The organism is Corynebacterium sp. MSK195 (assembly GCF_030228885.1).
Classification (GTDB): Bacteria; Actinomycetota; Actinomycetes; order Mycobacteriales; family Mycobacteriaceae; genus Corynebacterium.
The window spans coordinates 289,378-315,039 of the sequence record NZ_JASPGT010000002.1 but is presented as its reverse complement, the minus strand read 5'-3'; the positions used below and the strand labels follow the sequence as shown (position 1 = coordinate 315,039).

The 25,662-nt window shown below is 62.1% G+C and carries 29 protein-coding genes and 1 tRNA gene; 21 read left to right on the top strand and 9 right to left on the bottom strand.

Annotation, left to right across the window (positions count from 1 at the left end):
* Positions 1-258: 258 nt before the first annotated feature.
* The gene (locus QP909_RS03415) at positions 259-801 is read right to left on the bottom strand and encodes an RNA polymerase sigma factor (protein WP_284766139.1); all 543 of its coding nucleotides are present in this window, start codon (positions 799-801) and stop codon (positions 259-261) included.
* A gap of 106 nt (positions 802-907) precedes the next feature.
* Here QP909_RS03415 and QP909_RS03410 point away from each other — a divergent pair, with 106 nt between their 5' ends.
* Positions 908-2,458, top strand: a complete 1,551-nt coding sequence (locus QP909_RS03410; RefSeq protein ID WP_284766138.1) for a catalase — start codon at positions 908-910, stop codon at positions 2,456-2,458.
* Between the two features lie 91 nt (positions 2,459-2,549).
* On the opposite strand, the gene QP909_RS03405 is transcribed toward QP909_RS03410, so the two are convergent.
* Complete coding sequence (locus QP909_RS03405) at positions 2,550-3,146, bottom strand: hypothetical protein (protein ID WP_284766137.1); 597 nt, start codon at positions 3,144-3,146, stop codon at positions 2,550-2,552.
* Positions 3,147-3,232: 86 nt separating this feature from the next.
* Here QP909_RS03405 and QP909_RS03400 point away from each other — a divergent pair, with 86 nt between their 5' ends.
* Both QP909_RS03400 and QP909_RS03395 read left to right on the top strand, forming a co-directional pair.
* Entirely contained in the window at positions 3,233-4,681 is a 1,449-nt protein-coding gene (locus tag QP909_RS03400) for a hypothetical protein (protein WP_284766136.1), read from the top strand.
* Positions 4,682-5,136: 455 nt separating this feature from the next.
* Positions 5,137-6,501, top strand: coding sequence for a CitMHS family transporter (locus QP909_RS03395; RefSeq protein ID WP_284766135.1), 1,365 nt, complete (start codon positions 5,137-5,139; stop codon positions 6,499-6,501).
* 35 nt (positions 6,502-6,536) lie between these two features.
* Here QP909_RS03395 and QP909_RS03390 read toward each other — a convergent pair.
* Together QP909_RS03390 and QP909_RS03385 are read right to left on the bottom strand one after the other, a co-directional pair.
* A tRNA-Pro gene (locus tag QP909_RS03390) sits at positions 6,537-6,613 on the bottom strand.
* Between the two features lie 78 nt (positions 6,614-6,691).
* Positions 6,692-7,582, bottom strand: a complete 891-nt coding sequence (locus QP909_RS03385; RefSeq protein ID WP_284766134.1) for a metallophosphoesterase — start codon at positions 7,580-7,582, stop codon at positions 6,692-6,694.
* A gap of 33 nt (positions 7,583-7,615) precedes the next feature.
* On the opposite strand from QP909_RS03385, the gene QP909_RS03380 reads away from it, so the two are divergent.
* Complete coding sequence (locus tag QP909_RS03380) at positions 7,616-8,080, top strand: GatB/YqeY domain-containing protein (RefSeq protein ID WP_239278470.1); 465 nt, start codon at positions 7,616-7,618, stop codon at positions 8,078-8,080.
* Positions 8,081-8,107: 27 nt separating this feature from the next.
* On the opposite strand, the gene QP909_RS03375 is transcribed toward QP909_RS03380, so the two are convergent.
* Positions 8,108-10,615 carry a transglycosylase domain-containing protein gene (locus tag QP909_RS03375; protein WP_284766133.1) on the bottom strand — a complete coding sequence of 836 codons (2,508 nt, stop codon included), beginning with the start codon at positions 10,613-10,615 and terminating at the stop codon, positions 8,108-8,110.
* A gap of 144 nt (positions 10,616-10,759) precedes the next feature.
* Here QP909_RS03375 and QP909_RS03370 point away from each other — a divergent pair, with 144 nt between their 5' ends.
* The 4 genes from QP909_RS03370 to QP909_RS03355 are packed head-to-tail and all read left to right on the top strand — an operon-like array spanning position 10,760 to position 12,580.
* Positions 10,760-11,083 carry a WhiB family transcriptional regulator gene (locus QP909_RS03370; protein WP_005323132.1) on the top strand — a complete coding sequence of 108 codons (324 nt, stop codon included), beginning with the start codon at positions 10,760-10,762 and terminating at the stop codon, positions 11,081-11,083.
* A gap of 45 nt (positions 11,084-11,128) precedes the next feature.
* Complete coding sequence (gene sp36 / locus QP909_RS03365; protein WP_005323131.1) at positions 11,129-11,287, top strand: Sp36 family protein; 159 nt, start codon at positions 11,129-11,131, stop codon at positions 11,285-11,287.
* Positions 11,288-11,746 (top strand): RidA family protein, encoded by a 459-nt coding sequence (locus tag QP909_RS03360; RefSeq protein ID WP_198492395.1) that lies wholly within the window; start codon positions 11,288-11,290, stop codon positions 11,744-11,746.
* A gap of 18 nt (positions 11,747-11,764) precedes the next feature.
* A complete protein-coding gene (locus QP909_RS03355; RefSeq protein ID WP_204610435.1) occupies positions 11,765-12,580 on the top strand; it encodes an MBL fold metallo-hydrolase in 816 nt (271 codons plus the stop codon).
* Between the two features lie 219 nt (positions 12,581-12,799).
* Here QP909_RS03355 and glxR read toward each other — a convergent pair whose 3' ends face one another.
* On the bottom strand, positions 12,800-13,483 hold the full coding sequence (gene glxR, locus QP909_RS03350) for a CRP-like cAMP-activated global transcriptional regulator GlxR (protein WP_005323128.1): 684 nt from the start codon (positions 13,481-13,483) through the stop codon (positions 12,800-12,802).
* A 340-nt stretch (positions 13,484-13,823) separates the two neighbouring features.
* Here glxR and nth point away from each other — a divergent pair, with 340 nt between their 5' ends.
* Genes nth through QP909_RS03330 form a run of 4 tightly spaced genes read left to right on the top strand, consistent with a single transcriptional unit; the run spans position 13,824 to position 17,005 of the window.
* Positions 13,824-14,480, top strand: a complete 657-nt coding sequence (nth, locus tag QP909_RS03345; RefSeq protein WP_284766132.1) for an endonuclease III — start codon at positions 13,824-13,826, stop codon at positions 14,478-14,480.
* Positions 14,481-14,489: 9 nt separating this feature from the next.
* Positions 14,490-15,053, top strand: a complete 564-nt coding sequence (locus QP909_RS03340) for a TlpA family protein disulfide reductase (protein WP_284766131.1) — start codon at positions 14,490-14,492, stop codon at positions 15,051-15,053.
* The gene (locus QP909_RS03335) at positions 15,050-15,751 is read left to right on the top strand and encodes an NUDIX hydrolase (protein ID WP_284766130.1); all 702 of its coding nucleotides are present in this window, start codon (positions 15,050-15,052) and stop codon (positions 15,749-15,751) included. Before QP909_RS03340 ends, QP909_RS03335 begins: the two co-directional genes overlap by 4 nt.
* A gap of 57 nt (positions 15,752-15,808) precedes the next feature.
* Positions 15,809-17,005 (top strand): MarP family serine protease, encoded by a 1,197-nt coding sequence (locus QP909_RS03330; protein ID WP_284766129.1) that lies wholly within the window; start codon positions 15,809-15,811, stop codon positions 17,003-17,005.
* Here the strand turns inward: QP909_RS03330 and QP909_RS03325 are convergent.
* Both QP909_RS03325 and QP909_RS03320 read right to left on the bottom strand, forming a co-directional pair.
* A complete protein-coding gene (locus QP909_RS03325) occupies positions 17,002-17,916 on the bottom strand; it encodes an alpha/beta fold hydrolase (protein WP_284766128.1) in 915 nt (304 codons plus the stop codon). The genes QP909_RS03330 and QP909_RS03325 overlap by 4 nt on opposite strands.
* Before the next feature lie 122 nt (positions 17,917-18,038).
* Positions 18,039-18,545, bottom strand: coding sequence for a phage holin family protein (locus tag QP909_RS03320; protein WP_239278546.1), 507 nt, complete (start codon positions 18,543-18,545; stop codon positions 18,039-18,041).
* 105 nt (positions 18,546-18,650) lie between these two features.
* Between QP909_RS03320 and QP909_RS03315 the strand changes: the two genes are divergently transcribed.
* A complete protein-coding gene (locus tag QP909_RS03315; protein ID WP_284766127.1) occupies positions 18,651-19,367 on the top strand; it encodes an oxidoreductase in 717 nt (238 codons plus the stop codon).
* Here the strand turns inward: QP909_RS03315 and QP909_RS03310 are convergent.
* Complete coding sequence (locus QP909_RS03310; protein WP_284766126.1) at positions 19,364-20,242, bottom strand: HAD family hydrolase; 879 nt, start codon at positions 20,240-20,242, stop codon at positions 19,364-19,366. The two genes, QP909_RS03315 and QP909_RS03310, sit on opposite strands and share 4 nt — an antisense overlap.
* Positions 20,243-20,702: 460 nt before the next feature.
* Between QP909_RS03310 and ssd the strand changes: the two genes are divergently transcribed.
* Genes ssd through QP909_RS03270 form a run of 8 tightly spaced genes read left to right on the top strand, consistent with a single transcriptional unit; the run spans position 20,703 to position 25,571 of the window.
* A complete protein-coding gene (ssd, locus tag QP909_RS03305; protein ID WP_284766125.1) occupies positions 20,703-21,770 on the top strand; it encodes a septum site-determining protein Ssd in 1,068 nt (355 codons plus the stop codon).
* Positions 21,767-22,945, top strand: coding sequence for a TadA family conjugal transfer-associated ATPase (locus QP909_RS03300; RefSeq protein ID WP_284766124.1), 1,179 nt, complete (start codon positions 21,767-21,769; stop codon positions 22,943-22,945). Before ssd ends, QP909_RS03300 begins: the two co-directional genes overlap by 4 nt.
* A complete protein-coding gene (locus tag QP909_RS03295; RefSeq protein WP_284766123.1) occupies positions 22,938-23,726 on the top strand; it encodes a type II secretion protein F in 789 nt (262 codons plus the stop codon). The genes QP909_RS03300 and QP909_RS03295 overlap by 8 nt, the downstream gene beginning before the upstream one ends.
* Positions 23,723-24,319: a type II secretion system F family protein gene (locus QP909_RS03290; protein WP_284766122.1), complete on the top strand. Its 597-nt coding sequence runs from the start codon at positions 23,723-23,725 to the stop codon at positions 24,317-24,319. Before QP909_RS03295 ends, QP909_RS03290 begins: the two co-directional genes overlap by 4 nt.
* A gap of 24 nt (positions 24,320-24,343) precedes the next feature.
* On the top strand, positions 24,344-24,532 hold the full coding sequence (locus QP909_RS03285) for a DUF4244 domain-containing protein (protein WP_284766121.1): 189 nt from the start codon (positions 24,344-24,346) through the stop codon (positions 24,530-24,532).
* 55 nt (positions 24,533-24,587) lie between these two features.
* Positions 24,588-24,902, top strand: coding sequence for a hypothetical protein (locus QP909_RS03280; RefSeq protein WP_284766169.1), 315 nt, complete (start codon positions 24,588-24,590; stop codon positions 24,900-24,902).
* Positions 24,895-25,221, top strand: a complete 327-nt coding sequence (locus tag QP909_RS03275; protein WP_284766120.1) for an Rv3654c family TadE-like protein — start codon at positions 24,895-24,897, stop codon at positions 25,219-25,221. The genes QP909_RS03280 and QP909_RS03275 overlap by 8 nt, the downstream gene beginning before the upstream one ends.
* A complete protein-coding gene (locus QP909_RS03270) occupies positions 25,218-25,571 on the top strand; it encodes a hypothetical protein (RefSeq protein ID WP_284766119.1) in 354 nt (117 codons plus the stop codon). Before QP909_RS03275 ends, QP909_RS03270 begins: the two co-directional genes overlap by 4 nt.
* The last annotated feature ends 91 nt before the right edge of the window (positions 25,572-25,662 follow it).

The following is a 25,662-nucleotide window of genomic DNA, read 5'->3' as shown; positions in this document are numbered from 1 at the left end:
CGCGCCGGGCCCGGCATTGGTATCGCGCGGGCCCGGATCGACGGTCGATTTATCACGTGTGTACACAACTAATAAACCACACATCGGACAGATATTTCGGGCAAGAATCGCCCCAACTGTGGCCTCATTTACCCCGGCCGTGGCGCGTAAAGCGCAGCTAAGTGCCAAAATTTGGGGCCCGTGGGGCACAAGGTAACCAGAGCGTAACAATTTGGGAGTGAAATTAACTCCGTAAGCCCAGGGGACTATTTGGGGGTATTACCCTGTCCCCGCGATGAGATCCTTGCGGGCGCGCGCCACGCGGGAGCGGATGGTGCCCACGCGCACGCCAGCAATCTTGGCCGCCTCCTCATAGGTATAGCCCAGCACTTGGGTAAGGATGAGGGCTTCGCGGCGGTCGGCCGGGAGGGCGTCGATAAGCGTACGGGCATCGATCCAGTCGCTCCACGCCGCGGAGTCTTCCGGCGCCGCACCCATCGCGTCTTCGTACTCGGTGGCAGACTTTCGCGGCCGGGCCATATCGTGGCGAATATTATCCACCCACACGCGCCGGGCCAAGGAGAGCAGCCACGTGCGCGCGGAGGACCGCGCCGCAAACCGCGGCAAGGCGCTGATGACGCGGAGATAGGTCTCCTGGGTGAGATCGTCAGCCCCCTCGGGCCCGCCCAAGTGCGCCAGCAAACGCCACACATCATCCTGGGTGGCCTTGATAAACTCCGTCAGTGCCGCGCGGTCGCCGCGACCGGCCCGAAGGGCAAGGTCGGTGACGCGGGCGTCGTCTGCTGCGGAGTGGTGGGTCACCTGAATGAATCTACCAGCACCCCTTACTCTCTTTGTCGAGCCCTGACAACCGTGCAAAGTTTTGCCACACTGGAGCGAACTGACCGCGAATTGCCAGGAGGCAAGAATGAGTGAATTTACCGCTGATGACATCCTGAACAAGGGCCAGCGCGCCGCTGGCAAGGGAAATACCACCCGCCCCTCGGGCCAGCCGGTGCCGTCCGAAAACACCTCGGTGACCGCCGGCCAGCAGGGCCCGGTGGCGCTGAATGATATCCACCTCATTGAAAAGCTCGCGCACTTCAACCGCGAGCGCGTGCCGGAGCGCACGCCGCACGCTAAGGGCCACGGCGCCTTCGGCGAGCTGCACATCACGGAAGATGTCTCTGCCTATACCAAGGCCAAGGTCTTCCAGAAGGGCACCGTTACCCCGATGATGGGCCGCTTTTCCACCGTGGCTGGCGAGCAAGGCTCCCCGGATACCTGGCGCGATGTGCACGGCTTTGCCCTGCGTTTCTACACCGAAGAAGGCAATCTCGACATCGTGGGCAATAACACCCCGGTCTTCTTCATCCGCGATGGCATTAAGTTCCCAGACTTCATCCACTCCCAGAAGCGCCTGGGCACCAATGGCCTGCGCGATGCCGATATGCAGTGGGACTTCTGGACCCGCAACCCGGAATCTGCACACCAGGTCACCTATCTGATGGGTGACCGCGGCACCCCGAAGTCCACCCGCCACCAGAATGGCTACGGCTCCCATACCTTCCAGTGGGTCAATGAGAAAGGCGAGGCTTTCTGGGTCAAGTACCACTTCAAGTCCCGCCAGGGCGTGGAGAACTTCACCGATGAAGAGGCCACTACCACCGCCGGCCAGAACCCGGATTGCCACCGCGAGGATCTCTACAATGCCATCGAGGAAGGCAACTACCCGATCTGGGACGTGAAGGTGCAGATCATGCCGCTGGATGAGGCGGAGAATTACCGCTTCAACCCCTTCGACCTGACCAAGGTCTGGTCCAAGAAGGACTACCCGCTGCATGATGTGGGCTACTTCGTCCTCAACCGCAATCCACGTAACTTCTTTGCCCAGATTGAGCAGGTGGCGCTCGACCCGTCCAATATCGTGCCCGGCGTTGGCCTGTCTCCGGATAAGATGCTGCAGGCTCGCGTCTTTGCTTACGCTGACCAGCAGCGTTACCGCATCGGACCGAACTATAAGCACCTGCCGGTCAACCAGCCGCAGAACGTGGACCAGGTCAATACTTATGAGCATGAGGGCCCGATGCAGTACCTCTTCAACGCTCCGGAGGACCCGGTTTATTCGCCCAACCGCCATGAGAAGGGTACGGGCGTGCTTGACGACGCCGCTGTAAACGACCGCTCCCAGCTCGAGACCACCACCGCGGCGGAGCTCTACATCAATCCGGAGTCTCACGGCAGCGACTTGGTGCGTGCACCATACGTTCGCCACGCCGAGGACGATGACTTTGTCCAGGCTCGCGACCTGTACGAGAACGTCTATGACGATGCCGCCAAGGAGCGCTTGGTCACCAATATCACCAACGCGATGGCCGGTGTATCCGAGGAGACCGAGGAGCGCGTCTACGAATACTGGACCAACGTGCACCCAGCCCTTGGCCAGCGCGTGCGCGAGGTCTACGCCGAGAAGAAGTAATCTTTCCCCGGCAGCGCCTCTGCGCTAACGACACCGCCCCCGTACCGAGTTGCTTTACTGCACGGTATGGGGGCGGTTTCTTGCTGTGCGGCTAGTCGCAGCGGCGCATCTTTTCCGTAACAAAGGCGGGAGCGCCCTCGGCGGCCCACTTATCCACGTCGTAGCACGGGGCGGCCATGCCGGAGGTTGCCGTGCCAATGGATTCAATGGCTACCCACTGGCCGCCCTCATAGCGTGCCCAGGCAGTCCAATCCGTGCTGTCTTTGCCAAAGTGGGCCCACTGGCCATCGCAATTATTGACTCGGATGTTGGTCATGGTGGGAGCTGCGGGCTGTAGCGCTTCTGGGGAGCAATCGCCGCGGCCGGTGTCGGCGGGTACGGCGGCCGGGGCTGCACTCTCCTCGTTGGCGGATTCTGCGGTCTCCTCAGCGGGAGCTGCCGCCGCAGAAGTAGGCTCGGCCTCCACAGTCTCGGTGGCGGTGTCTTCGGCTTCCGAAGTTGCGGGCTCGCCCGTGGTTTCTTCGGACGAGGTCTCCGTGGCCGAGGAGCTTGCGGCGGTGGCGTCGGAGAACTCCGGTTCTGCGGACGTATCGGCATCGTTGGAGCAGGCAACAAGGCTGAAGCACAGCGGCGCGATGGCCGCGGCGGCGAGGTAGCGGGAAGGGGCTAGGGAATAATTGTGGGACATGCCATATATCGTAGAGGAACTGCCATTGCGGGGGTGCTCGGCGCGCCTGCAACAGGGGAGTGACCTGCAAGGATAGGTTCAGTATTATGACCTCACGCCTTGCCTCCTCAGACGCTGCGTCCCTCTCCCGGTGGCGCAGCGTCCTCTTGATCCTCCTGCTCGCCCTGCCGCTCATTATCGGCGCTGCGGTGGCGGGCCTTGCGCAGTGGGAACCCGCCCACACCTGGTCTAGCGCCGCGCAGCCGTTTGGAGCGCCGCGGGAAAATTCCGCCTCGCCAGAGGTGAAGGAAGCCGCCGAGGCGGCCAGCCGCGCGCAGGCACAGGCGAGCATGCTGAAATCGGGTGCCACGCAGCTTGATGAAGGCACGGGAGAGCTGAATAAGGGAGCGGATGAGCTCGGAGGGGGCGTCGACAAGCTGGCGACGGGCTCCCAAGAATTGGTGGCCGGCCTCAATCAGCTGCAGTCCGGAACTAATACGCTCGGTGGCGGTGCAACGGAGCTGGCCAATGGTGTCGGCGGTGCCGTGGACCAGGTGGTGGGCCTCGGTGCCGTCCAGGGGCAGATTCTGCAGGCCATCGACGGCACGATGCGCGACCTGGAAGGAAATAAGTCCAAGGAAGCGAAGGAAATTCGCTCGCAGCTGGGCGATCTCCGTGCGCAGGTGAATAATTTCCGCCTGGATAATTCGGTGACCGATCAGCTCAAGAAGCTCAAGGACGGATCGCGCGATCTATCCAATCAGTTGGCGGTCAACGGCTATGCCTATCACGATGGCGTGAACCAAGCCGTCTCTGGCGCACAGGAGCTTAACGAGGGCATCGCGGAGCTGAACAAGCGCGTCGGTGAGGCGCAGGAGGGCGTGGACAAGCTTGATGACGGCGCCGGCAAGCTCTCCACCATGGCGGCCCAAAACCAGACCAATGTGGGTGAAATTCAGCGTGCCCTGCCGCCGGCGCATACCGCGACCGACGGCCCAGCACATCTGCTCAGCCCTATCGTGGCGATGCTGGTCTCCGCCCTGGTCTTGCTCGCAGGCGCCGCGGCCGGTGTGGCATGGCAGATGGGATTCCGCCCATGGTTGACAGTCCTCGGCGGCACGCTAGCCGCGGTTGCCATCGGGGAAATCCTCCTCTTTGTGCTCGCCACCGGATTTACCCCTGTGGCGGCGGTGTGGGCCGGCGCGGCGCTCCTTCTAGGCGCGCTGTCCATGGCGGCCATCACCCGCGGCCTACTCGGGCTATGCGGCATCACTGCCGGCAGCATCCTCGCGGCGCTGTTTGGCATCGGCCAGACCGCGCTGGTGGGATGGCTGTGGAAATCCGCGGCAATTGCCGGTGTTTCTAAGGTTTGGCAGATTGTTTCTAATCTTTTGCCGCTGAATTGGACTACCGCGGCCGTCACAACGGCGGGCAACGAAGGCGAGCCGGCCATCCTGTGGACCGGCGTTGCGGTATTGCTCGCCATCACTCTCATTGGGCTGAGTGCAAAGTGGTGGGCTCCATCCACAGGAAAAACCAAACCTACGGTTCATTAAGTCTGAAAAAACACACCTAAGAATAGAAAATATTGGTGGAAGCTGGGAACTTTGATTCGCGCTACCGTTTGCATTGCGCGAGTGCTACAGTTGGTCTTGCTCACAAAGCCTACTTAGGGGGTAGGCGAACGGTTTCTCCAATCCGTTGTGAGTGATAGGGAATAGGGACGACGCGGCGCTGTAGGGGCACCGCGTCGTTTCCCATATGTGGGGGTCTAGCTGCAATTTTTGCGGAAAAATCCGTGTAATTCCCAGAATGCTTTTGCTACAGTGGGACTTTTTCAGGCATTGCGAACTGCTTCGTGGTGGCGATTATCTATAGGTAATTCAATTTAAATCGGTGTGGACTTTGGGGGTAGTAGTAGCGTTGTCGATAGCCGGGGTTTAATCTGAGTCACACTCGCTTGTATTCGTAGCGTAGGACATGGTGAGTTGTCGACTTTTGAAGGAGCACTATGCAGACCCCGCTCGGGCTCACGGCCATGGGCCTCATCATCATTTTCGTGACGGTGGGAATTTTGATCCGCGGCCGAGTAAATCCCATTATCCCCATGACGCTGGTACCCGTGGTTGGTGCCTTAATATGTGGATTTGGTCTAGGTGAAATATCTGACTTTTTCAGCGAGGGCTTAAATTCCGTCATCAACGTCGTGGTGATGTTTATCTTCGCCATTATCTTCTTCGGCATTTTGCAAGACGTCGGCCTGTTTACCCCAGTCATTCGCGCGCTCATCAAGGCCACCCGGGGAAGGATCATGGCCGTAACGCTGGGCACTGCGGCGATTGGTGTGGTGGCGCACCTTGATGGATCGGGTTCTACTACCTTCCTCATCACCATCCCGGCCCTCTTGCCGCTCTACCGTGCGCTGAACATGTCGCGCTACGTGCTCATTACCATTGTGGCGATGGCCGCCTCGGTCATGAACATGGTTCCTTGGGGCGGCCCGCTGGGCCGCGCCGGTGCTGTGGTCGATCAGGAGCCCAATGCCATCTGGGTGCAACTCCTGCCTATTCAAGGCGTGGCGATTGTGCTGGTATTCCTCTTGGCTGCGCTTTTGGGGTGGTGGGAACAGCGCCGCGTTGCGGGGCTACGCGAAAGCGGCGAATGTGCAGGCGGTACTGCAGTGGACGTTAACGCATTGGCCGATGAATTCGCTGCTGCACAGGTGCGTGAACAACATAAATTGGGCTACCACATCCGCACAGGGCGCTGGGTAACCGTGGTCAATATCATCGTTGCACTTGCAGTCCTAGTGGCCTTGCTCTCGGGCGTAGTCCCGCCCGCCCCAGCCTTTCTCATTGCCACGACCATCACTCTGGCTATCAACTTCAGCGGTCCCATGGAGCAGGGTGAGGCCCTGCGACGGCATGCGCCAAACGCCTTGGCCATGGCAGGCGTTATCCTTGCCGCCGCAATGTTCTTGGGCGTCCTCAATGAAACCAAGATGCTTGAGGAAATCGCACTGACACTAGTGAACGTTCTACCAGAGGGCGTCGCACCGCACCTCCATGTGATCGTGGGCTTCTTCGGTGTGCCGCTTGATTTGTTGACCTCGACGGATGCTTATTACTTCTCAGTGCTTCCTATTGTTCAAGGAACTGTTGAAAGCTTTGGGGTCAGCGGCATGGGTGCGGCCTGCGCGCTCATTATCGGCAACGTGGTGGGCACCTTTGTCTCGCCCTTCTCTCCTGCATTGTGGCTGGCGCTGGGACTTGCGGAAGGTCAGATGGGTAAATACCTCAAGCTGGCTTTCCCAATTGCGTGGATTTTCTCCGCCATCTTGGTTGCCGTGGCGCTATTTACGGGAATGCTGGCGTAATAACGAAAAAGGCCCGCAGCAAAGCTGCGGGCTATTGGTCGGGATAACAGGATTTGAACCTGCGACCTCTTCGTCCCGAACGAAGCGCGCTACCAACCTGCGCCATATCCCGGCGTTCCGCCTTGAAAAGCGGTACCTGGATACTTTAACGCAAGCTGAGCGCAATCAACAAAACGGCAGGTGGCTGGGTTTAGTCCACCTCGGTGATTTTCAGCAGAGTGGCGGAAGGGCGGCAGAAGAGGCGTACCGGGGCGAATTTGGAGGTGCCCAGGCCATTGGAGACATGCATCTTCATCGGGCCGAAGTCGTGGAGGCCCTGCACGCGGTCGCGATCGATGCCGCAATTGGTAACCAACGCCTGGGAGCCGGGCAGGCAGATCTGGCCGCCGTGGGTGTGGCCGGACAGGGAAAGTTGGTAGCCATCGCCCGCAAACTTCTCCAGCACGCGGGGTTCGGGGGCATGGAGGAGCGCTAGGGACAAGTCGGCGTCCTCGTTGGGCGGGCCGGCGATTTCGGAATAGTCATCCAGATCGTGGTGCGGATCGTCCACGCCGGCGGCGGCAAGGCGGACGTTGCCTACCTTGAATTCATGGCGGGCCTGATTGGCATCGCGCCAACCGTGCTCCAAGAAGGCGGCGCGCATGCCGCGCCACGGCAAGTCCACATAGGAGGGCTCGCGCTTTTTGCCCAGCAGGTACTTGAAGGGGTTAACCGGCTGCGGCGCCCAGTAGTCATTGGTGCCAAAAACAAAGAGGCCGGGACGGGCCAGCAAAGGGCCGAGCGCGCGCAACGTATCGGGAACGGCCTGCTGATCGGAGAGATTATCGCCAGTGTTGACCACGAGGTCCGGCTCCAGGGCGTCGAGGGCAGACACCCAGGCAATCTTGGTCTCCTGGCCGGGGATCATATGCAGATCGGACAGATGCAGCAGCCGAAATTCCGGCTTACCGCGCAGCGTGCCCTTGGGCAGGAGGGGGAGCGTATATTCCTTGAGCTCGAATTTGGTCAGTTCGCTATAGCCCCATGCCGCGGCGCCCAGGCCGGCAGCGGTGAGGCCGCCAAGAATACGTAAAAGTTTCACGGCTACCACACTACCTGGCGTACATTGATAGGCATGAGCGAGCTAAAGCAAACCATCCGTGCAGATCTGAAAACCGCAATGAAGGCGAAGGAGAAGCAGCGCACCAGCGCCATCCGCGCCTTGCTGGCCGCCATCCAGGCCGAGGAGACCAATGGTTCCCGGCATGAGCTGGAGGACGCCGATATCCTCAAGGTGATTGCGCGCGAAATCAAAAAGCGCCGCGAGTCCGCCGAGGTCTATGAGGACAACGGCCGTCCGGAGCTGGCGGAAGCCGAGCTTGCCGACGTCCCCTTCTTCGAGGCCTACCAACCCCGCCAGCTGGACGAGTCCGAGCTACAAGCTTTGGTGAAGGAATCTATCGCGGAGGTTGAGGCCGAAAACGGCGAAGCACCCACCATGAAGCAGATGGGTGCAGTAATGAAGGTGGCCAATGCCAAGGCCGCCGGCCAGGCGGATGGCAAGCGCCTGTCCGCTGAGGTCAAGTCCCAGCTGAGCTAAAACGGGCGAGACCGCAACGGGCGAGGCTTAGCGGCCAAGGAGGCTGCGGACATCGTTGGCAAAGCTATCGATGTCCTCTTGGCGGATGCCAAAGTCTTCCGGCGAGAACCCGCCGCCGGTACCGCCACCGCCGTTGCCCCTTCCGCCGCCTGTGCCGCCAGTCGAGCGGCCCGGGCTCGTAGCACCGTCGGCATTACCGCCGCCGGTGCTATTTTGTGCGCCGGTGGAGTTGGCGTCGGCCACGCCGGAGGAGGGGGATTGGGAGGCCCCGGCGCCGTCGGAAAGCTGCAGCGTAATCTCCGCGCCCTTCTTCTTGCCGTCCTTGCCGGTAATCGCGCGAACCACGCGGCCATAAGGAACATTGCCGCCGATGACCCGGGAGGTCTTGACTACGTAGCCCTTGGACTCCAAGGTCTGGCGGGCCTCGGCCTCGGACTTGCCGCGCAGGCTATCAAGGGTCTTATCGGCCGTGGTGCCGTTGTCGTACTTCTTGTTGTAGTTCGGCAGTCCGGCCTTGGTCGCTATCGGCAGCTGCGTAGCCATGCTGAAGAAGGTCTGCGCCGGTTCCAAGCCGCCGTAGAGGTTGCCCCAACCCGCGCACTGGCGCACCGGCCCGGTACATAGCGGGACGGTGGAGGTGCCATCGTTATAGATATACGGCGCGGCGGAAATGCCCTCGTTGAATCCCAAAAATGCGGAGGATTGGTTGGACTCGGTGGTACCGGTCTTGGCCGCGATTGGGCTGGAATAACCGGCCGCTTGGGCGGCATCCTTGGCGGTGCCTTGCTTGGCGTCCTCGGACAGGGCATTGCTCATCGCGCGGGCTACGTCCTTATCAACGGCCTGCTCACACGGGGTTTCCTTGAGATAGACCTCGTTGCCTTCCTTATCCGTGACCTGGGAGATGGGGTTAGGCTCACACCACCTGCCATCCGCGGCCAGCGTGGCGCCGACATTGGAAAGCTCCAGCGGGTTGACCTGGTCGGGGCCCAAGGTGAAGGAGCCGGAGTTGGCGTCCTTGGTGTGCTGAGCAATCGAGGTGTCTTTATCAAAGCTGCCCTTGTCATCGTAGGAGCGCAGGCCTAAACGCACGGCCATATCGACGATGGGTGCCACGCCTACCTGCTCCGTGAGCTTGATAAACGGCGTATTGGGGGAGTGCGCCAGCGCTTCCTGTAGCGTCATCGTGGCCTTATAGGCACCAGCGTTTTCCACGCAGTAGCGGTCAGCTGGGCAGCCGGCGGCACCGCCGTGGCCTAGGCCTTCCGCCTCGTAGCGGGTGGGCACATCCACGGTGTTTTTGATGCCATAGCCCGCTTCGAGCGCGGCCGCGGCGGTAAAGACCTTGAAGATAGAACCTGCACCGTTGCCCACTAAGGAGTAGGGCTGCGGCAGGATGGTCTCATTTTTATCTAGGTCCAGGCCGTAATCGCGCGAGGAGACCATGGCCAGCACCTTGCGGTCCGACCTGCCTGGCTTGATGACGTTCATGACTTCAGCCACGCCCTGGGCATCCGGATTGGTGTGGTTTTGTACTGACTCGAGGGCCTTGTCTTGCACCGTTGGGTCCAGCGTGGTTTTGATGGTGTAGCCGCCGCGCGCTAGCTGTTCCTCGCTAATGCCCTTCTTATCCAGGTATTTCAGCACATAATCACAAAAGAAACCGCGGTCGCCGGCGCCGATGCAGCCATTGGCTAGCGTTTTGGGCTTCTTGCCGACGCCCAGCTTCTCCTCCTTATACTTATCCGCTTCCTGTTGCTTGATATGGCCATTATCCGCCATGGATTGCAGGACTAGGTTGCGTCGGTCGGTTACTTCCTCGGCGTTGGTATAGGGATTGAGGCGCTCAGAGGATTGGACCATGCCGGCCAGCATTGCTGCCTGCGGCACCGTGAGCTCGGAAGCATGCGTGCCAAAGTAGGTGCGGGCCGCCGCCTCGACGCCATAGGCGTGGTTACCAAAAGACACCAGGTTGAGATAGTTGGTGAGGATGTCCTCCTTATCCAATTCCGCATCCATCTTGGTGGCCATACGCATCTCGCGCAGCTTGCGGGCCGCGGATTGCTCGGTGGCCGCGGCGCGCTCTTCATCGGTGGTGGCAGAGACCAGCAAGAGGTAGTTCTTGACGTACTGCTGATCGATGGTGGAAGCGCCCTGGGAGACGCCGCCTGACGTCAGGTTTGTCCATAGCGCGCGGAAATTTCCCTGGAAGTCCACGCCTTCGTGATCATAAAAGCGCTCGTCCTCAATGGAGACGATGGCGTTTTTCATGGCCTTAGAGATCTTCTTGCTCTCCACCGGGTGGCGGCGTTGGCTGAAGACATAAGCCATGTCCTTGCCCTTGGCGTCTTTGATCGTGGTGACGCCTGGGATATTGCCGGCAGTCAGATCTTGCAGGTCAGATTGCATGGTTTCGTTAGTGCGGGCAATCGCTACACCGGAAATGCCCGCGAAGGGGGCAAGAGCCAGGGCGATGAGCGCGCCTACCAAGACCGTAGACAGGGCTATCTTGGCCAAAGATTTGATGACAGTCACGCCCCATACACTACGTGGTTGCCCTTGGTAGGTGGAAGATCACTCGCACCCCCTAAAGTGTGACGTGTTAGACAATCTTCTACCTGGATGAATAGACTCAGATGCGTTACATAGTATTCCGTCTGGGAAGGAGCACACTCACCCATGACCGTTCGTGTGAAGACTGCTGGAATGTCTAATACAGCCCGAAATCCCGAGCGTGGTGAGTGGGTCACCCAGGCCAAATGCCGCAAGGGCGACCCGGATGCCCTATTTGTTCGCGGTGCGGAACAGCGCAAGGCGGCCGTCATTTGCCGCCACTGCCCGGTGCTGACCGAATGCCGCGCCGATGCCCTGGATAATCGCGTCGAGTTCGGTGTGTGGGGCGGGCTGACCGAGCGCCAGCGCCGAGCCCTGCTGCGCAAGAACCCCCACATCACGGACTGGGCCCACTACTTGGCCCAAGGTGGCGAGCTCGTCGGCATTTAAGAATTTAGACGGCATAGTGCGTATTTAATAGTTAGAATGGACCCCATGACTAAATGGGAATACGCAACCGCACCTGTCCTTACCCACGCCACCAAGCAGATCCTCGATTCTTGGGGTGAAGATGGCTGGGAACTGGTCACCGTCACCCCGGGTCCTAACCCGGAAAACGTCGTGGCCTACTTCAAGCGCGAGGTGGCAGAGTAAATGGGCTTTCATGCTCGCTTGCGGGAGCTGGGGTATGAGCTGCCGGGCGTCGCCAAGCCGCTAGCTTCCTATGTGCCGGCCGTGCGCGTGGGTGATCAGGTCTGGACCTCTGGCCAGCTTCCTCTCGTGGAAGGCGCCCTGCCGCTCACCGGCAAGGTTGGCGCCGAAGTCACCACGGAACAAGCCCAGGAACAGGCTCGTATCGCGGCGCTGAATGCTCTTGCCGCTATCGATGCCGAAGTTGGCCTGGACAATGTCTCCCGCGTGGTAAAAATCGTGGGGTTTGTAGCCTCCGATCCGGCCTATGCAGACCAACCGGTAGTTATCAATGGTGCCTCCGATTTCATCGGTGAGGTCTTTGGGGATGCTGGAAAGCATGCTCGCTCCGCAGTGGGCGTAGCTGCGTTGCCTAAAAACGCCCCGGTAGAGATCGAACTAATCGTAGAAATTGCTGCTTGATCGGATAGGCTAGTAACTATGGAGCACCCCGCATATAGTCAATTGCGTCCCGTCAGCCAGTCCGTTGGCGTAGTCCTTTGTGATAACCCCAGCTACACCGCCCTTGAGGGGACGAATACGTGGATTATTCGCGCCGCTGAAGACTCTCGGGCGATCGTCGTGGATCCGGGTCCCGAGGATGAAGGCCATCTCAACGTTGTGCACCGCAACGCAGGTGAGGTGGCTTTGATTTTGATTACCCACCGCCATGATGACCACGCTTCGGGCGCACAACGCTTGCGGCAGATGACCGGCGCCCCCATCCGTGCCTTCGATCCGAGCTACTGCAATGGTGCCGAGGCCCTCCAGGACGGCGAGCACATCTCCCTCGATGGCATCACCCCAAGTCTCGAGGTCGTTCACACCCCAGGCCATACCGCGGATTCCACCTGCTTCTTTGTGTGGAGCGGCGAGGTAGGAAATTCCCGCCTCGAAGGCATTATCTCCGGTGACACCATCGCCGGCCGCCACACCGTTCTCCTTTCGGAGACGGACGGTAACTTGGCCGATTACCTGCAGACCCTCGACACCTTGGAAGAGCGCGGGAAGGATATTGCGCTGTTCCCGGGACACGGACCAGACTTGGATGACACCTCTCAGGTGGCCCGCAAGTACATTGACCGCCGCCACTACCGCCTTGACCAGATTAAGGAGATCCGCTCCCGCCTAGGCGATGATGTAGATCTGAATACCCTGGTCAACGAGATGTATGACGATGTGGACCCGGTGCTGCGCCACGCTGCGGAGCAGTCCACGCGCACCGCGCTGAAGTACTTGGACGGCGAGGCTAAATAAGCCTATCTCCATTCGCCCCTCTTCCTCATTGGTGGGAAGAGGGGCTTAATTGTGCTGTGGACTGAGGTAGGAGGTGCGCAGGGTCGACGTGCGGCCGCGGTATGGTCCGCAGGCAGTACGGTGTGGAGCGTACCGTGGCCGCAAGTGCGGTGTGGAACTGGTTAAGGGGGGTAAAACCAGCGAAACCCCGCCGAGGCGGGGTCGTGAGCCGGCGCGGTCTTAGCGAGCGCGGCGGGCGAGGTGCTCGGTATCGACGATGAGCACGGACTTGCCCTCGAGGCGGATCCAACCGCGGTGCGCGAAGGTTGCCAGCGCCTTGTTGACGGTCTCACGGGAAGCGCCCACCAGCTGGGCAATCTCTTCCTGGGTGAGGTCGTGGTTCACGCGCAGGGCGCTGCCTTCCTGGACGCCGAAGCGGTTAGCCAGCTGCAGCAAGGTCTTTGCCACGCGGCCCGGAACGTCGGTGAAGATGAGGTCAGCCAGGTTAGCGTTGGTGCGGCGCAGGCGGCGAGCCAGCACGCGCAGCAGCTGCTGGGCGATTTCGGGGTGGTCGCCTACCCACTTCTTGAGCAGCTCGGAGTTCATGGTGGCTGCCTGAACCTCGGTCACGCACACTGCGGAAGAGGTGCGCGGGCCCGGATCGAAGATGGACAGCTCGCCAAACATATCGGATGGGCCCATGACGGTCAGGAGGTTTTCGCGGCCATCCGGGGCGTGGCGGGCGAGCTTAATCTTGCCCGAGGTGATGATGTACAAGCGATCACCAGGCTCGCCTTCGTCGAAGATGGTGGTTCCGCGCGGGTAGCGCACGGTCTCCATCTGCTCGATTAGGTGCTGCACTGCAACGGGATCAACGCCTTGGAAGATTCCGGCGCGGGAGAGGATGTCCTGTACGCCTTCCACGTTTTACTCCTTGGATGTCGACTACGAAAGTCCATAGATGAGCCTGTGCCACATCTGGGTGCGGTCTTTCGTGCACTCGACAATGCGGAACAAGCGGGGTCACTGTGTAACGGATTTCATCTTACAGTGTAATTGGTCACTTTTGGTACTTCAGTGAAATTTTGTCACACTATAGAAACTCTACTCGTGCTAGGGCACGGTTCAGGCCAGCAGTTTTCCGGCCTAGTCAGCAAAAACGACTGCCTCAAGCTTTTCCATCAGGAGGGCGAAAAGGGCGATGGCAAGTGGCACCAGAATCACGAGTGAAATCATGGTTTCCTAGTCTACTAAGCTAAACCCCATGAATTCAGCACTGTCAGCGGCCAGCGCGCCGGAGCTGCGCGCACCGGAGATAAATCGGCGTTTGGCGCAGAAGTACCCGGATGCACGGTGTGCCTTGGATTATGACTCCCCGCTACAGCTGCTCGTTGCCACCGTTCTTTCCGCGCAATGTACGGATGAACGCGTGAATTCGGTGACCCCTGAACTCTTTGCTCGCTACCCCGAGGCGGCGGATTATGCTTCCGCGCAGCGCTCGGACTTGGAGAGCATCCTGCGGCCGCTTGGCTTTCAGCGCGCCAAGGCGGGGCACCTTTTGGGCATTGGGGAGAAGCTGGTGGCAGATTTTCAAGGCGAGGTCCCGCGCACGGTCAAGGAACTGACCAGCTTGCCCGGGGTCGGGCGCAAGACCGCGCTGGTGGTGCTCGGAAATGCCTTCGGGATCCCCGGGCTGACCGTGGATACGCATTTCGGCCGCCTCATGCAGCGGCTCGGGCTGACGGGGGAGACGACGCCGGTCAAGATTGAGCGGGACATCGCAAAGCTCGTGCCGGAAGAAGAGTGGACGATGTTTTCACACCGCGTCATCTTCCACGGGCGCCAGGTCTGCCATGCGCGCACGCCGGAGTGCGATGCATGCGTTCTGTGGGATATGTGTCCAGCCGCTCGTGGGCGCTAGGCTAACGGTATGAAGAACTACGTCCTTGGCACGGTAATTGCCGCGATCCTGATTGCCGTCATTGCGGTAGCTGGGGTCTCGCAGTTGCGGGGTGGGGACGGATCCGAGGAGGCGTCGCCAAGCGAGGCTTCCCCACAAGAAGTCCCGCAGCGTCCAGACTGCCCGGCCGGCACTGTGGCTGGGGTAGAGCTGGAGTGTTTAGGCGGTGCGGACGCCGGAAAGCCCGCCGATGAGGGCGTAGCCGTGGTCAATGTGTGGGCGTGGTGGTGCGAGCCGTGCCGCGCGGAGCTTCCCTATCTGCAGGATGTGGCGGAAGCGCACCCAGACTGGCAGGTTGTGGGCGTGCATGCGGATAAAAATGCGGGAAATGGTGCAGCTTTCTTGAATGACTTGGGCGTGGAGCTGCCGAGCTTCCAGGATTCGGATAATAAGTTTGCCGGTGAACTGGGCCTGCCGGGCGTGGTGCCGGTGACGGTGGTGCTCAAGGACGGTGAGGTGCGCAAGCAATTTGCGCAGCCGTTTAGCTCCGCAGCGGAGATTGAAAAGGCCGTGGAGGAGGCGATTGCGGCATGAGTCAACTCCTTCCCGAGCGCACACCAGATTGGCTCAAGCCGGCGCTGGGGGTAGACCCCAGCCAGGTGCAAGAGCTCATTGGCAACCGCCAGGCTTCGTCCCTCAACGGCACCAATGTGCAGGTGCCGGTCAAGCGGGAAGCGGCCGTGCTCATGCTACTGAGCGGTGAGAGCGCGGAGGAGGCCAGCATTTTGCTCACGCATCGCTCGCCGTCCATGCGCTCGCACTCGGGCCAGATAGCCTTTCCCGGCGGCCGCCGGGATCCCGCCGATACCTCCCTGGTGGATACCGCGCTGCGGGAAGCCTGGGAGGAAACGGATCTGCAGCGCAACTCCGTGACCCCGCTGGAGCAGTGGGAGCAGCTGCATATCCGCGCCACCGGCAATCCGGTGAGCCCCATTTTGGCGCATTGGGCCCATCCGGGGGAGGTCTATCCCGCCAGCCCCGATGAAACCGATGACGTGTTTCTCGTGCCTATCCGGGAGTTGATCGATCCGCGCAACCGCTTCATGGTGGGCTTTAGAAAGTGGCAAGGACCAGCATTTCACGCCAATGGCTACGTCATTTGGGGCTTTACCGCCGGCGTGCTCTCGGCACTATTGCAGCACGCCGGGTGGAGCGTTCCATGGGATAACAATTCAGTCATGGACCTGCGTGACTCCCTCACAAACTCCCGCAATAATGAGAAGATGTCCTAACCGCTTGTGCCGCGGTACGTATTCGTTTTAACTCCCAGATAGAAAGAACCCATAGCCATGACTCCTGCGCTCATCGTTGACGGCTTGATTGTGGTCGCCGTCCTCATAGCGCTCCTGAGTGGGTGGCGCAATGGCGCTCTCGCGGCGGTATTGGCCTCCATTGGTGTGGGCGCTGGGGTAGTGCTAGGCATTGCCGTGGCCCCGGCCGCCCTGCGCTTGGTGGAGCAGCCCTCGCTGCGCTTGCTGCTATTGGTGGGAATCCTGGTGCTTTTTGTGGGCGTCGGGCAGCTTATCGGATCCTCGTTGGGTGGCAGCGTGCGCGATCGTATGAAGGCGCGCAAGACGCAGCGCCTTGATTCCGCCGTGGGTGCGGTTTTTCAAGCCTTTGCCGCCTTGGTGGTTATTTGGCTCATTTCTATCCCCGTGGCCACCAATTTAGGCGGTGCGGCCGGTCAGGGCCTGCGCGATTCCCGCATCTTGGGCAACCTCAACTCGGCCGCGCCGGCGCAGGTAGCGTCGCTGCCCAATGGGGTGGCGGCGATGCTCAACGAGTCCGGCCTGCCGCCGCTAGTCTCGCCGTGGCAAAACTCGATTAGCACTGAGGAAGTAGAAGAGCCGGACCCAGACGTGCAGGATCCGGAGATGGTGCGGCGCATGCGGCCGTCTGTCATTCACGTGCTTGGCGACGCCGAAGAGTGCTCCCGCCGCCTCATGGGTTCCGGCTTCGTGGCGGCCGATGACTACGTGATCACCAATGCTCACGTAGTGGCCGGCACGCAGACCGTGCGCTTGGATACCAAGCTGGGCCTCAAGGACGCGACCGTGGTCTACTACAACCCGGATGTGGATGTGGCCGTGCTGCACTCGCGCGACCTGGGCATCGATCCGCTGCCGTGGGCCCAGGCCCCGGCCCAGACGGGCGATGATGCCATGGTCATGGGCTTCCCGCACTCTGGGCCTTTCGACGCCGAGATGGCGCGCGTGCGCGATCGCATCACCATTTCCGGACCGGATATCTACTCGCATGGTCGCGTGGAACGAGATTCCTACACCGTGCGCGGCAAGATCCAACAAGGAAATTCCGGCGGGCCGCTGGTCAACACGGCCGGCGAGGTCCTCGGCGTGGTCTTCGGTGCTTCGGTGGATGATTCCGAGACGGGCTATGCCCTAACCGCCGATGAGGTCAACGCCCAGATCGGAGACATCACGCGGCTTACCCACCCGGTTGATACCGGGGAGTGCGTGGCGCACTAGCGATGTTCTTGTAGCCAGGCCGCTAGCGTGGAAACGAAATCCGCCGGTGCTTCCAGGTGCGGAAGGTTCTTCGCGCCGGGGACGGTCGTGGCGGTAAATCCGCGGCGGGCGCGCGAGGCGGCGCGGCGGACCACGGGGTTCCACAGTCGCTGCTGGGCGTGGATGAAGAGCACGGGACGCTCTACTGTCAGTTCTATCCAGGTCAAGGGGACCACGGCGGTGCGCATGCGGTGGTTCCACAAGATTCCACGGCGGACGCTGCCGATGCGGGAGGCGCGCAGGCGGAGATCGAGGATGCGGTCTAGGGTGGCGTCGGCAAGCGAAGGCCCCGTATCCAGCTCCAACTCCTTGCGGTAGGCGCGCGGGCTAAGCAGCAGGTTTTGGGCGCGGGTAACGCGCGGCAGGCGGCACAGCAACGAGCGCAGGTTAATCCACCCAAAGTCCCACGGCCGGGCAGCAATCGCGCGGCGCAGATCCACCGGGTGGGCGGCGGAAATGGAGGCCAGGCCGCGCACTCGCTCAGGGCGCTCTGCCGCCAAGCACCATGCCACGGCGCCACCCGTATCGGCGCCCACCACAAAGGCGTCGTCATGGCCCAAGGCCTGAATGAGCCCGCTAATATCGCCCACTAAAGTGCGGATATCCTGCCCCGCATCAATGGGCGGCTTATCGGACATACCAAAGCCCCGCATATCCACGGCCGCGACGTGGAAGCCGCGTTGTGCAATCGGCGCTATGACGTCCTGGTAATCGAACCATCCGCCGAAGGCGCCGTGGATGAGCACCACGAGTGGCTGCGTGCTATCGCCCGCCGTGGCGACGTGCAGGCGAATGCCGCGGGTGTGGACGAACTCATGCGCATAAGGTCCATCCAGCTCCACCGTCGAGGGGGGCAGGGGTGCGAAGGCCATGGTGCCGCCTTTCTATAGTTGGGGCAGAAACGGTAGAGAAGAGGGGGGCGGAAGTACACAAAATCCGCCCCAGGCTAGCTAGGGCGGATAGAGGGGTGCACGTACGCGTGGCGCCTGCCGGTTTAGGTGTAGAGGCCGTTGGTGTTCTTACGGTCCAGGGACTTCTGCGCCTTGCCCGGAACCAAGTTCTTGAGTTCCTTGGTGGAGTCAATGGTCTTCTGCGGGGCCTTGACCTGCTTGACGTTCTTCAGGCCAACGAAGGCTAGGATGCCGGCGAGGACGATCATGATCAAGAAAACGATCAGGAACGCTGCCCAGCGGTCCAGCCAGACGGCGAGAAGCTCGGCCAGGAAGAAGAAAAAGAAGAAGGAGCTATACAGCGCGATGGTGCCTGCGCCGCCGAAGAGGCCTGCACCGATGCCGCCCTTCTTAGCAGACTCTGCCAGCTCGGTCTTGGCTAGTTCCACCTCGGAGCGCACGAGCTGGGACATCTGCTCGGTGGCGTTGGAGACCAGCTGGCCTACCGAGGTCTCGGACGAGGATGTATCCACGTCACTCAAAGGGATCGAGTTCACCTTCGGTGCAAATTGATCAGTACCGTCGGTAAAAAGTCCATCGTTGCTCACGATTAATTCTCCTCGCGTTTATCTAAACCTTGTAATGTCCCCAACAATAATGGAATCACTATTATCCCATGGTGCCACGCATACTTAGGGACTTCCACGGCTATCCTAATGGATATGTCAGAAAATGACGCGTTATCCCCGCTGTTTCGCCTGCCGGGGGTAAAAGAAAGTGCAGAAAAGGCCGCCGCTGCCATTGCCCGTGCACACCGCCGACCTGCAGGATTGCGCAAGTTTGAGGTCATCTCCGCCGAATCTCTCATGCGCGGCGCCCGTGCCAGCGTGGCGCTGGACGGCCACGCCATCCCCCCGAATCCGGGACCAGAAGATATGGAAGAAGGGCCGCTGGCCAGCGCTGTCAGTGCCTTTTCCGTGGCCGCCCCGGAACTCTTAGATGCTACGGTGCGATCCTTTGCGCGGGCACCGCTGCAGGTGCTGGCGCGCATCGACGTCGCGGCCGGCGGTACCGGCATTCCGGCCGGCGAGAGTGCGCGCTTGCAAGGGTTGGGCCGGCTCATCGCGCAGGGTGGCGGCCCTGCCTTCGATCTCTTGCTGCCGAGCGTGGTCCATGCCGAGATTGCCGCCGGCGAGTTCTTTGGCCCTCGCAGTGGCCTCGTCGCGCGCGTTGCCTCCCGCCTCGCCGCGGTGCATACGGGCTTTGACCCGCGCGGTTTTGCCGTGCCCGAGGTCTACTACACCCGCCACCGCGCCGAGTATGCCGCCGCGGTGGACAATTATCGCACCGCGCTTGCCGACGCCCTCTTAACCCACCTCGCCGCCTGGACCGCCGGTGGCAAAGAAGCCGACGCGATTGCTCGCGCGGCCTAAGAGGCGCGCCGTGGGCCCCGCTTGGGCGGGCCAGGGCGGCCCGGATGCTGCGTTAGCCACAGGCCAGCGCCGATAACTGCCGCGGTACCCGCCAGAACGGAGGCGCCGATTCCAATTTCCTTGGCGGTCGGTGCAGGAAGGAGCGGCACCGGGTCCTTAAAGGAGCGGATATTCCATTCGTGGGCGAGGGCGTGGCGCTTTAGCTGCTTGTCTGGGTTGACGGCGACGGGGTGGGCTACCTTTTCTAGCATCGGGATATCCGTAGCGGAATCCGAGTAGGCGTAGCTGGCATTAAGGTCGAGGTTTTCTGCCGCTGCGGTCTGCTCCAGTGCCTCTGCTTTAGTGGGGCCCTTGCAATAAAAGAGCACCTCCCCGGTAAAACGGCCGTTTTCCTCTGCCAACTCGGTGGCAATGACGTGTTCGACGCCGAGTTCTTCTGCGATGATGTCCACCAGCACGGCCGCGGAGGCAGAGACGATAACCACGTGGTGGCCAGCGGCGCGGTGGGCGCGGATAAGTTCGCGCGCCTCAGCATAAATGGAGGGCGTGACCACGTGATGCATGGTGTCGCGGGCGATGGCGCGCACCTCGTCCACGGACCACCCGGTGACCATTGCGGTGAGTTGGTCGCGGGTGGAATCCATGCCTTCGCTGGTCAAACCGGAGAACATATAGCTGGCCTTAGCGAGTGATAGCTGCAGTGCTTCGGCCGGCGAGATGAGCCCGTTGTGGAGGAACTCGCGGCCAAACGCATAGGCCGAGGAGGTGGCGATGATGGTCTTATCGAGATCGAAAAACGCCGCGGTGCGTGCGGGGTCGCCGCCAGCGCGGGTGGTGGCGCGGCGGGGATGACGGGGCTCGCGGGAAGTAGTCATGATGTGCTGTCGAGTGTAGCCGCACTTAGCGCTTGCTGGTGTAGAAGTGGCTGACGTTAGCGGTGATTTGTATGTCACTAATGTGGGATTGGGAGTCCGCGTGGGGGTGGCGCTGGGTGAACATGCATTCGGTGCAGGTCAGCGCCGTGACCGTGGAAATCTGCTGTTAGCTGTTGTGATTGGGTGGCGAACATGTCATAATAAGGCGTGCAAGGCCCCGATATACCGTGCGGCCTGCCCCGGCTCACCCCCCCGAGGCCGGGTTACTGACGGCCCGCGCGCACACCCCCCCGATGCGCGGGCCGTCACCTATATCTACCGCCGTGCGGCGCCGGTTATCCACAGATTTTTGGTTGAAACGACAACCAAATCGCGTCTGCATGGTGACGTCTGGCGGGTTATCCACAGCGCCGCCACCGGAGCCTCGCTGCGGTTGCGCGGATGCTTCAGGCTATGAGGCATGAACGCATTACACCCTGATTCCGCCGTCATCGTCGTCGCCATTGGTGACGAAGCGCTGCGCGCCGAGGCCGTTCACGCCGCGGCTGCGACCAGCCACGATGTGCTGACCGTGACCGATCCCCGCGATATTCCGCGCAGTTTGCCTGGCGCCTATGCGGTGCTGGTTGATTCCCTCATGGCCCGCGTGGTGGCAGCAGCGCGGCGCACCGACACCGCGCCTGCGCCGGTGCTTTTCCTGGCCGCGGACCCCGGACCGATTGATTACGAGGCGGCGCTCGCCTGCCACGCGGAGAGCGCCTTTATCATCCCCGCCCAGGTTAAGGAGTTGCTGGCGAGCATTGCCGCTGCGGGCGCGCCGCAGGAAGCGCGGCCGGGCAGTGCGACCATCGCCGTGGTGGGCGCGAGCGGCGGGGTGGGCGCTTCGACCTTCGCGGCCGCGTTGGCCCGCACCCAATGCGCAGCCGACGGTCGCGCCCTGCTTATCGACGCCCACCCATACTCCGGCGGCCTCGACCTCCTGCTCGGTGTAGAAGCGGAACCGGGGGCGCGCTGGCCGGAGCTTACCGTGGGCGATGGCAGCATCGATGCCGCCGATCTCTACCGCGCGCTGCCATCCACGCCTGATGGGGTAGCGGTGCTCTCGGCCGCGCGCAGCACCGTCGCGGATCCCTTCCGCTTGGACAAGGACCTGCTTGCCCGGGTAGTAGGGGCGGCCCATGCGGGCGAAGGGATATGCGTGGTGGATTGCACCCCGGAGACCATCCCGGATGCCTGTACCCACGTGGTCATCGTGGCGGCCGCGGAGGTGCGCTCGGCCGCGTCGGCCGCACAACTTCTGGTGCGCTTTGATGCTGCGCGGCGCAGGTGCGTGATGGTGCTTCGGCAACGCCAGTGGGCGTCGTTAAGCGCGGCGGAAGTAGAACGCATCGTCCACAGCACGGTGCTGGCAGAATTGCCGACGCTCCGGGGCCTCACCCGCGCGGTAGAAATCGGTGGCCTGCCGCAGCGCCTCCCCGCACCCTTGCGCAAGGCCGCCCGCGCGGTCCTCGAGGAGGTTGGCGCATGAGCGAGCATAAAGCAACACAAGAAACGCTGGAAAAGATGCAGCGCATCATTGCCGCCGAGCCCGACGTGGTGCATGATGCGGCAGCCCTGGCCCGGCGCATTCGCGCAGAAGCAGGCGTGATTAGTGACGTCGCAGTGCTTGACCTGCTGCGCCGCCTGCGCCAAGACGCCACCGGGATGGGCCCGCTCGATGCGGTGCTGGGGCGCGAGGGCGTCACAGACGTCGTAGTCAACGGGCCACACGCGGTATTCATGGACCGCGGCGAAGGCCTTGAGCGCACCGATATCACCTTCCGCGATGATGCCGAGGTCCGCCAGCTGGCCAGCCGGCTTGCGGCAGCCTCAGGCACGCGCCTCGATGATGCGCAGCCCTTTGCCGATGGCCGCGTTACTCGCCCCGATGGTGTCGTGCTGCGCGTCCACGCCTTGCTAAGCCCGCCCGCAGTGGCCGGGACTTGCCTGAGCCTGCGAGTGCTGCGCCAAGCGCAGACCACCCTGCCCCAGCTTGTAGACAATGGCACGCTGCCAGAAGACATCGCGGCGCTGCTGCGCGCCGTGGTGGACAAGCGGATTTCCTTCCTCGTCATCGGCGGCACCGGTTCCGGCAAAACCACCCTGCTCTCCGCGCTTTTGGGAACCGTCTCCGAGCGCGAACGCATCCTCGTTATCGAGGACACCGCCGAGCTCTCCCCACACCACCCGCACTGCGTCAGCGTGGTCTCGCGCCGGGCCAACGCGGAGGGAAGCGGCGAGGTCACGATGTCACAACTGCTGCGCCAAGCGCTGCGCATGCGGCCGGACCGCATCGTGGTGGGCGAGATCCGCGGCCCCGAGGTGGTGGATCTCCTTGCTGCGCTCAACACCGGCCACGACGGCGGCGCCGGCACGCTGCACGCCAATTCCCTCTTTGAAGTACCAGCCCGCATGGAGGCCCTCGCCGCCCTCGGTGGCTTGGACCGTGCGGCGCTGCACTCGCAATTGGCTGCGGCTGTGCACATGGTGCTGACTATGGAGCGCACCCCACAGGGCCGCCGCCTTGCCCATATTGGCGTGCTCGAGGGAAACCCAGTGACCCCGCGCATCATCTGGAGTGCCGAAGCTGGTCCGGCAGACGGCTTCGCGGAATTCTCCGCGCAGCTGCTGGGGGAGCATGCCGGGGAGGCCAGCCATGCTTAGCTACCTCATCCTTGCCGCTGCGCTGCTTATACCCGCGCCCTCGAGTGCCGGCCGCTTGGCCTCAGCCACGCGCCGGGCACAGACCAGCTCCGTGGTTATCCTAGGCGCGGTCTTTTGCGGCAGCCTGGTCTTCTACTCGGTGGGACGCATCAGCATTGCCATTGCCGCCGCCATTATCGCGTGGTGCGTGTCCTGGTACGTCAAAGACTTGGTGGCCGCGCGGGCGGAGCGGCGCGGCCGCGAGGGGCTGGCCGCCTACCTAGGCGTGGTTACCGCGGACCTGCGCGCAGGGGCGACCTTGGCTGGGGCGCTTGCCCGCGGCGTGGAGTCCCTTCCAGCCACCACCCCGCGCGAGGTATCCGCAGCACTAGAATCCACGGCCGTCCTCGCCGCGCGCGGTGCGCCGCCGCACATGGCGCTGATAGATGCGCGGGGCGGCAAGGCTCTGCCGGAACTTAACCGCCTAGGCCACCTATTAGAGCTGTCCACCTATCACGGCATAGCGGTGGCCAGCTTGCTCGACCAAGCGCAAAGCCGCCTCGACGCTTCCCGACGCCACCAGCAATCCACCTCCGCCAGCCTGCAAGGCCCCCAAGCTACCGCCACGGTGCTAGCGTGCCTGCCCATAGCCGGCATCGCCATGGGAGGATCCATGGGCGCTAACTCGCTCGGCTTCCTTTTAGACGGCGGTTTAGGCGGTATTCTCCTCGTGGTGGGCGTGGCGCTGGCCTGCGGCGGATTCGCCTGGTCGCGCGTCATCATCCGGAAGGCGGCCGCATGACCCCGCTCATCTTTATCGCCCTCGCCGCCCTCGTTGGCCTGCCGCCGCACACCGCCCGCTTGGCACCTGCCAGCGCAACCGAGACGACCGCCAAGACCCCGCGCGATGGCCCGACCGCGCGCGGGGGACTGATAAGCAAGCTCAAGCCCGCAGCACCGCTGGATCCACTGGCAGTAGCCGGCGACGTCGAACTTTTCGCAGCGTGCTTGGCCGCAGGGCTGTCCGTGCACGGTGCCACCACCGCGGTGGCCCGCACCGCGGATGCCCAGACCAAGGATCTGTGGGAGACCGTCGCCGCGCTGCTCGGCGTGGGCGTTCCCGCGCACTCCGCGTGGGGCCACATGAAGGGCCATGCGGGGCTGGCGGACTTAGCGCAGCTTGTCATCATGTCGGGCCAATCCGGCGCCACCATCGCGGCCGGATGCCACCGAATCTGTACTTCTTTGCGCGCGGAAGCATCCGCCCACGCCACGGCGCAGGCGGAGCGCGCAGGAGTATTTATTGCCCTCCCGCTGGCGGTGTGCTTCCTGCCAGCATTCATCGTTCTAGGCCTTGCGCCCGTAGTCATCAGTTTGGGCGCACAACTTCTCTAAACCTCACGTGAAAGGACACTAATCATGCACGCACTTAATAAATATTCCCAGATCATCCGCAATGACGAGGGGATGAGCACCATCGAATATGCCATGGGATCTTTGGCGGCCGCCGCGCTTGCCGGGGTGCTCTACATGGTCATCAACGGCGGCGGGGTGGTTGATGCCATCGAGGGCATCATCACCGACGCCCTCTCGAATACCCCGAGCTAGCGCCGCTCTCTCACCACGGCCGGCGGGCCCAGCCTGCCGGCAGAAAGGAGGAATGATGCACAGGGTATTTGATGACGATGGCTCCGTGACCATCGAGGCCGCCTTGGCTTTAAGCTCCCTAGTCTTGGTCGCGGCGGGAATCGTGGGTGCCATTGCCACGCTGGCATCCTATATCGCCGCGGTGGACATGGCGGGCGCGGTCGCGCGTTCGCACGCCATCGGTGTCGAATACCATCCCCCGCGCAAGGATGCCCAGGTCAGCGTGGAAGAAAGCGGTGGGTTGGTGAGGGCGTCGGTAAGCGTCGATGCCCCCGTCGGCACCATGCGCTCTGAGGCGGTATTTCCGGCCGAGGTGGGTGGAAATGAGTAGGCCGAAGCGCTGCGGCGAGGAAGGCTATGCCACCATTGCCGCGGCCGGCATCATCGTCGCCATCGTGAGCCTGCTGCTTATCGTGGCGGCAGTGGGCTCGCGCGTGGCCGCGCGACACGAGGCTCAGGTGGCGGCCGACCTCGCGGCGGTTGCCGGTGCCTGGGCCCTCGCTACGGGTGAAGATGCTTGTGCCGCCGCGCGCGATACCGCTGCGCTGAACGACGCCACCTTAGAAACCTGCACCGAATCCGGCCGCGACGTCATCGTCACCGCCACGGTCCGTGGCCGGTCCACTCAAGCGAAGGCCGGGCCGGTATGACCTGGCAGGAAGCAGTGGTGCGGCTTATTCCTACCGTAGTGGCGGCCGTGGCGGGCTTCATTGCTTGGCGGGAATACCGCCGAAAGGTACGCGAAGAAATCAAATCGGATCATAGGCGGGAACAAGATAGATGGTGGGGAATTGTGCAGTGGTGTATCGATAAGACTGACTCGGCGGAAAGCGCCGAAAGAATTACTGGATGGTATTTTCTCCCCACAATTCTGGGATTATTATCGGACGTTGAAGGAGATTCCCCTTTTATCAACACACTGTGGGATTTTGCCCAAGAGTTTAAAGAGGGCGAGCTCGACAAATCTGCCCCGAAAGAAGAAAGAGGCGATGCTCCATGAGGCATCCGCAAGGCTCGCCTTTTTATGAGCCGAATCCGGAAGTGCGGCGCACTCGCGCACGTGCAGCGGCGGAAATTCAGCGCATAATATT